This window comes from Paenibacillus sinensis (assembly GCF_019904155.1).
Taxonomy (GTDB): domain Bacteria; phylum Bacillota; class Bacilli; order Paenibacillales; family Paenibacillaceae; genus Paenibacillus_AQ; species Paenibacillus_AQ sinensis.
Window position 1 is genome coordinate 1 of the sequence record NZ_JAHCMB010000087.1, and the last position, 7443, is coordinate 7443.

The 7443-nt window shown below is 50.2% G+C and carries 3 protein-coding genes and 2 pseudogenes; 2 read left to right on the top strand and 3 right to left on the bottom strand.

Features of this window, described 5'->3' with window-relative positions; genetic code table 11:
• Together KIH86_RS10540 and KIH86_RS10545 are read left to right on the top strand one after the other, a co-directional pair.
• The coding region (locus tag KIH86_RS10540; protein WP_223110444.1) for an MFS transporter at positions 1-1104 on the top strand (1104 nt) is incomplete at its 5' end.
• Positions 1105-1118: 14 nt separating this feature from the next.
• Positions 1119-1913, top strand: coding sequence for a nitroreductase family protein (locus tag KIH86_RS10545; protein WP_223081986.1), 795 nt, complete (start codon positions 1119-1121; stop codon positions 1911-1913).
• Between the two features lie 4 nt (positions 1914-1917).
• Here the strand turns inward: KIH86_RS10545 and KIH86_RS10550 are convergent.
• From KIH86_RS10550 to KIH86_RS29515, 3 genes and pseudogenes are all read right to left on the bottom strand, one after another.
• Positions 1918-2696 (bottom strand): annotated as a pseudogene (locus tag KIH86_RS10550) (IS256 family transposase); the annotation flags it as partial.
• Positions 2697-3238: 542 nt separating this feature from the next.
• Positions 3239-4385 (bottom strand): annotated as a pseudogene (locus KIH86_RS30265) (IS110 family transposase).
• A gap of 269 nt (positions 4386-4654) precedes the next feature.
• On the bottom strand, positions 4655-7443 hold a 2789-nt coding region (locus KIH86_RS29515; RefSeq protein WP_407672262.1), incomplete at its 5' end, for an RCC1 domain-containing protein.

Below are 7443 nucleotides of genomic sequence, written 5' to 3' on the forward strand. Positions count from 1 at the left end.
GTTTTATTGACTGATATCTCCAATTATTTCTCCATAGCTGCTTCATCATCCGGCAAGCTCGCAACCTCTATACAGATCGGCTATACATTGGGGTTGCTGTTTATTGTTCCATTAGGAGATCGATTTAGCAGAAAACCGTTAATTATTTTAAGTATGATTTGTTCATCTCTATTATTATTTCTCATGACTTTGGTCTCTACATTCAATTTAATGGTAATTGCAGGATTCTTCATGGGCCTTTCCAGTGTTACGGCACAGCTGATCATCCCGTTTGTTTCGTCAAATATTTCGTCAGACAAGCGAGGGAGCATCGTCAGTCACTTATTAACCGGAGTATTTCTTGGCGTATTATTAGGCCGGGTATTAGGAGGAGTTGTCGGCCAGTTACTGGGATGGAGAGCAGTCCATGAATTGGCGGCAGTCGTTGTGTTAGCCCTGGCTGTTTACTTATTTTATTCGCTTCCGCAGGATCAAATATCAAAGGAAAATTCATACAAGAATATTCTGCTGTCCTTGCCACCTTTATTGAAAAAAGAGAAAGTACTAAGAGAAACTATCGTTTTTGGTGCCGCCGCATTTTGTGCATTCAATATTTTTTGGGTTTCATTGTCCTTTATTTTAGCAAGCAGTCCCTATCATTATGGCAGTGCCGTAGCTGGAATCTTTGGTTTCTTAGGTATAGCAGGTGCAATCGCAGCCGGATTTGCAGGGAAACTTGCTGACAGCAGCAAGGTGAGCTTATGGAATCTGCTTGCTCTGGCTATCATGCTTCTCTCTTTTATGATCTTAGGCATAGGCTGGTCAAATCTCATCATTATCATTTTCATAACCTTTACTCTGGATGTGGGTTCAAGAATGAATATGTCCCTGAATCAGGGACGGATTAATAAGCTTGATCTCCAGAATCACAGCAGATTAAATTCCCTGTACATGGTTGGCTATTTCCTGGGCGGGTCTCTTGGTTCCTGGATCAGCACCTATGTCTATCATTCCTATCATGTTACCGGAATTGCAATTGCAAGTTGTATTGTCCTTTTATTGGCGTATGTTTATTATTTTCTTACTAACCATCATGTCAGCCGGAAGCCCCAATTGATCAAGTAAAGGAGAAGATCCAAATGAGTTTAATAACGGTAGATCAAGAGAAATGTCTGAAATGCGGCTTATGCGTAAAGGAGTGCCCTGTTTATGTATTAGAACTTAAAGAAAATGGCCCTGAAGAAGTTTCTGCTGAAGACTGTATTGCCTGCGGCCATTGTGTAGCGATATGTCCAAGGGAAGCCATTGATAATACGAGAACCCCCTTATCCGATCAAATCAGCTCAAAAGCATTTCCAAAACTAAATCCCGAGGAGGCGGAAAACTTTATTCGTTCAAGACGCTCCATTCGCTCCTATAAAAAAACGCCTGTCCCAAGAGAAAAATTAACAGAACTTGTCCGTATTGCGCATTTTGCTCCCAGCGGACATAATTTGCAGAATATTTCGTATGTCATTATCGATGATCGCCAACTGCTTGATCAAGCGGTTTCCCTTGTCATTGATGAATTTGAACAGGAGCAAATATCAAGTAACTTTACTAAGCCCTATCGTGAAGAAGGACTGGATACCATTTTGCGGGGAGCACCCAGCCTGATCCTGGCAACTGCCGATTTAAACTTTCCGCGAGGAAGAGAAAATTCGATTATTTCATTAGCTTATCTGGAATTATTTGCACCAACACTCGGATTAGGCAGCTGCTGGGCGGGACTGTTCGAAAGAATTGCGATGAGAATAAATTCCCCGTTACTTCAATTATTTAATATCCCTGCCAACAAGAAAATCACGGGTGCGGTTATGGTGGGTTATCCTAAATTTACGTATTCCAGATTAGTTGACAGAAATCCATTAGAGTTTACTTTTGTGGATCTGTAGGGAACATCTTAAGCAGCGCTTCATCAGTCGGAAAGATGCTTTTCCCTTTGGTCACTTTCCGAAGTTGCCGATGGTAACTCTCAATCATATTGGTGGTATAAATGAGTTTGCGGATCTCCGGAGAGTATTTGAAAAAAGTCGAGAGCTCTTCCCAGTTATTACGCCAAGAGCGGACAATGGGCGGATACTAGGCGCACCAGACTTCATCAAAGCGGTCCAGTTCCAGCAGAGCTGCTTCCTCCGTGGCCGCTTTGTAAATGGGCTTGAGGTCGGCAGTCACTTTCTTGAGATCCTTGTACGATACATAACGGGTGGAATTACGAATTTGGTGAATGATACACTACTGAATTTCGGTTTTGGGATAACTCGCGGCAATCGCCTCTGAAAAACCATTCAGATAATCCACGCAGATGATGAGAATGTCCTGTCCGCCGCGGTTTCGCGGGTCATTCAGCACGGTGAGCCAAAACTTGCTCGTCTCATTCTCCCCGATCCACATGCCGAGTACGTCCCTGTTGCCGTCCAGATCAATGCCAATGATCATGTACGCTGCCTTATTGACAATGGCTCCATCCTGTTTACTTTGAAATGGATAGCGTCCATGTAAACGAGGGCATTCACGCCCTGCAGCGGCCGATTTTGTCACTCCTTGATCAGTGGGACAATCTTGTTGGTGACATTGGAAATGAGCGTTGGCGAGACCTCTATGCCTTACAGATTTTGCAAGTGAATCTGGATGTCACGGGTACTGACCCCTTTGGCGTACAGGGCGATGATCTGGTCTTAAATGCCCGTCATATTAGAGTGATAAGTCCCATGTATTCTCCTAACCTTTCTATGATTCCCATTTTACTAGGTTTAGGAGTTTACACAAACTAATTTACAGACCTTGACCAATTCAAGAGACTTGAGCCCTGCAGTTTTCCTCGCGACTCACAATTATTTGCGGTTATTTAAGCTCAAGTTTTAACTCAAAGAGTGTTCTCTTCTCGATCTTCCGGATACGTATCTGTGCGAGATGTAAAGCCTTTACGTTCTCTCTCTGTTTTTGCCCCTCTTCCGTACCCACACTAAAACTGCCAATAACACTTCATTTTTACCTCAACTAAAATGTCAAGCATTCGAAAAAACTGCTCTTATCTACCTTAAGATCCATTTCTCGTAGAAAAATGAATTGCGAAAGTACATTAATTTCAAACACTCCTCTGGGCTAATTAGTTCGAAGAGAGTTTCAGTAATATTTAGCTCAGTTTAACAACGCTTCAGTCGTTTATTGGGTAGACATAGTTTTTCTCCAAGTCAAATTGTTAAAACACAAAAACCAGCTAATGTTTGTAAAGCATTTCAGGTTGGACGAAAATGTGATGCAACAGCTTGTTTACGCAAGCGATCACGACCACCTTATAGGGCTTGCCCTCTTTTCTTTTTTTCTCGTAGTACGAACGGATTCTTGCATTTGCGCTTTTCCTCATCCCGTATTGCACAGCCAAGAGAACGTCTGAGCCTCTTAGAACCTCGTTTCTTTATTCGTGTCAGGATCAAGGTCTGCCAACGCCACGAGTTGCTTCGCATCGCTAAACTGCCTGACATCACCCATTTCAGCTTCAATGGTCGCCGCCAGTTTCGTTTTAATTCCCGGGATGCTTTTTACGAGTTCGACTTCAGGCAAGCTTGCCGCTATTTCCTCCATTTGCTTTTCTAGCTCGTCCAGCTTACGGATCATCGACAGCATTAAAGTGACCATCCTGAATAGCGCCTGGCTTTGAGACGAAATACGACGAGCCTCTCTCCAGTGCCTTAGCACTTCCTCTAGTTTACTGACTCTCTCATTCGCCCAGCGTTTGGAATGGGATCGTTCTGTACTCCCCTGAATAACTTCGCTCCAATCTTCTGCATCTCCCTCTAAACAACGAGCCAATACCGTTAATGACGTTGCCGAAAACACATTGTAGAATACCTTCTCATACGCCGGCAACACTTGTTCAAGTAAGGCTCTGCTGTTCAGCTTCGCCTGCACAAAGACTCCCGTGACGAACGCATGTTGCCGGGTCAAATGCTGCAGTTCCGTAAATGTCTCATCCCAAATTCGGTGCGGCTTCATGTCGCCACGGTAGTACATCTCAGCTAGATGCCAGTCATCCAAGGCATCCGTTATGACTTTGCGTAATTGCGCTCCTCTGGCTCGTTTGGCTCGTTTGGATTGCAATGGATTCACTATATAATAGGTTTAGCCACTTCGATCCAAATAGGAAACCAATGCGCGTTGGTAATGCCCCGTCGCTTCCAGTACCACCACTGGTGCAAGGCCTGTTTCGGTTTGAAGCGCGTCTAACATGTCTGCAAATTGTTTGAATCCGCTCGTTTCATGCACAATGTCTACAGATTTGGCATACGACTCGACTCGTTTCGTTTCCGAAACGCCTGTGCCACATTCAAACCTTTAGCGATATTCACTCCAACAACAAGTGCCATTCCCTCACTCCTCATCTTAGCTTCCACCGGCCTTTCCACGATGGTTCCAAATCCATAGCTTCGCTAGTAATACAAGGTCTACCGTCCCTACCAGCTCAAACATGGTTTTTTGGAGGTCGTGGGAGAACTATTTTTTTGACGGGGTCCTTGCTCCTAAGACCACCACGTTCTCACGGCTACCCCCATCGTAAAATGACCATAAAAAAGCTGTCGAGTCTTACTCGACAGCCAGAGAACGTGTATTATAGCTTATTTTTTTTCTTAGTCAATCACTGAATAATCATCCACTTAACTTCTGACCATTCCGACCAGAGCGCTCCATCCGTTACCTTGACCCGTACCTGCAGTTTTTTAAATGTTGGAAGGGCGGTGCCTACGGTCCAACTGCTGCTGGCAAGCGTTGTACTGCTCGTCTGTACTCCCGAGTCCAGCACCACGCCGCCCGACTCATCCAGCACTTGCACCTGATACCCGGTAAAGGTTGTCGCTTCCGCGTCCACCTGGCTCCAGCTAATGGTCGGCTTCGTAATGTTCACCGCCGCCGGGCTTCCCTGTGTTCCCGCCGGTGCCGTCACCGTAACTTGCGGTGCTGTGTTTGCCTTCACGGCTACCGGGATGTTTCGCTGCACAGTTGTTCCGTCTCCCAACTGACCGCTGCCGTTGTAACCCCATGCCCATACACTGCCGTCACTCTTCAGCGCCAGACTGTGGCTGTTGCCCCCGGCGATTGCCGTCACTTCGCTCGTCAGCCCACTGACTGCCACCGGCGTAGTCCGGACAGTGAGGCTACCATCTCCCAGTTGACCGCTGCCGCCATACCCCCACGCCCATACGCTGCCGTCACTCTTCAGCGCCAGGCTGTGGCTGCTGCCCGCTGCGATCGCAGTGACCCCGCTTAAGGTCGAAATAGCCGCCGGTACCGTTGTGTTTGTCGTAGTACCATTCCCCAGTTGACCGCTGCTGTTCGTTCCCCACGACCAGACCGTGCCGTCGCTCTTCAGCGCCAGATTATGCCCGCTGCCCATTGCGATCGAAGTGATACCGCTCAATCCCGATACCTGAGCTGATGTTACACCGTTGCTCCATGCCCATACCGTGCCGTCGCTCTTCAGCGCCAGATTCTGCCCCGACCCTGCCGCGATCGCCACGATACCGCTCAGACCGCTGACCGTTACCGGCACATTCCCATAGCCTGAGCCCCAGACCCATACACTGCCGTCGCCTTTCAGTGCCAAGCTGTGGCTTGTCCCTGCCGCGACCGCTATCACGCCGCTCGTCAGACCACTCACCGCTATTGGCATACTCCGCTGTGTGGTGCTGTTATCTCCGAGTTGTCCATACATATTAGCTCCCCAGGCCCACACGCTGCCGTCATTCTTCAATGCCAGCGTATGCTGGTTGCTGCCGCTCACCGATACTATTCCGCTTAGGCCCGGCACCGCCGCTCTGGTGGTCCGGATCACGGAGGTCGAGCTTCCGTCTCCAAGCTGACCGGTGCTGTTGCTTCCCCAGGCCTGTACTTGTCCGTCGCTGCCCACCATCACGCTTGTTCCCCAGCCGCCTGCCAGCGGGTTCTTCGTTTGAACCACATTTACCAGCATCCATTGGGCACTCGACCATTCCGACCAGAGCGCTCCATCCGTTACTTTGGCCCGCACCTGCAGCTTTTGTCCTGCCGGAAGGGCGGTACCTACGGTCCAACTGCTGCTGGCAAGCGTGGTACTGCTCGTCTGGACCCCCGAGTCCAGCACCACGCCGCCCGACTCATCCAGCACTTGCACCTGGTACCCGGTAAAGGTTGTCGCTTCCGCGTCCACCTGGCTCCAGCTAATGGTCGGCTTCGTAATGTTCACCGCCGCCGGGCTTGCCTGTGTTCCCGCCGGTGCCGTCACCGTGACTTGCGGCGCTGTGTTTGCCTTCACGGCTACCGGGATGTTTCGCTGCACAGTCGTTCCGTCTCCCAACTGACCGCCGCCGTTGTAACCCCATGCCCATACACTGCCGTCACTCTTCAGCGCCAGGCTATGGCTGTTGCCTCCGGCGATTGCAGTGACTTCTGTCAGTCCAGTCACCTGTACTGGCACACTCCGCGAGGTGGCACTGTTATCACCCAACTGACCGCTGCCGCCATACCCCCACGCCCATACACTGCCGTCACTCTTCAGCGCCAGGCTGTGGCTGCTGCCCGCTGCGATCGCAGTGACCCCGCTTAAGGTCGAAATAGCCGCCGGTACCGTTGTGTTTGTCGTAGTACCATTCCCCAGTTGACCGCTGCTGTTCGTTCCCCACGACCAGACCGTGCCGTCGCTCTTCAGCGCCAGATTATGCCCGCTGCCCATTGCGATCGAAGTGATACTGCTCAATCCCGATACCTGAGTTGATGTTACACCGTTGCTCCATGCCCATACCGTGCCGTCACTCTTCAGCGCCAGATTCTGCCCCGACCCTGCCGCGATCGCCACGATACCGCTCAGACCGCTGACCGTTACCGGCACATTCCCATAGCCTGAGCCCCAGACCCATACGCTCCCGTCGCCTTTCAGTGCCAAGCTGTGGCTTGTCCCTGCCGCGACCGCTATTACGCCGCTGGTCAGACCACTCACCGCTACCGGCGTACTCCGCTGTGTGGTGCTGTTATCTCCGAGTTGTCCGTTCGCATTAGCTCCCCAGGCCCACACGCTGCCGTCATTCTTCAATGCCAGCGTATGCTGGTTGCTGCCGCTCACCGATACTATTCCGCTTAAGCCCGGCACCGCCGCTCTGGTGGTCCGGATCACGGAGGTCGAACTTCCGTCTCCAAGCTGACCGGTGCTGTTGCTTCCCCAGGCCTGTACTTGTCCGTCGCTGCCCACCATCACACTTGTTCCCCAGCCGCCTGCCAGCGGGTTCTTCGTTTGAACCATATTTACCAGCATCCATTGGGCACTCGACCATTCCGACCAGAGCGCTCCATCCGTTACTTTGACCCGTACCTGCAGTTTTTGTCCTGCCGGAAGGGCGGTACCTACGGTCCAGCTGTTGCTGGCAAGCGTGGTACTGCTCGTCTGGACCCCCGAGT

Bases quoted from the DNA above. Each gene is read 5' to 3' on its own strand.
- KIH86_RS10545 (WP_223081986.1), top strand. From the start codon at position 1,119: ATGAGTTTAATAACGGTAGATCAAGAGAAATGTCTGAAATGCGGCTTA.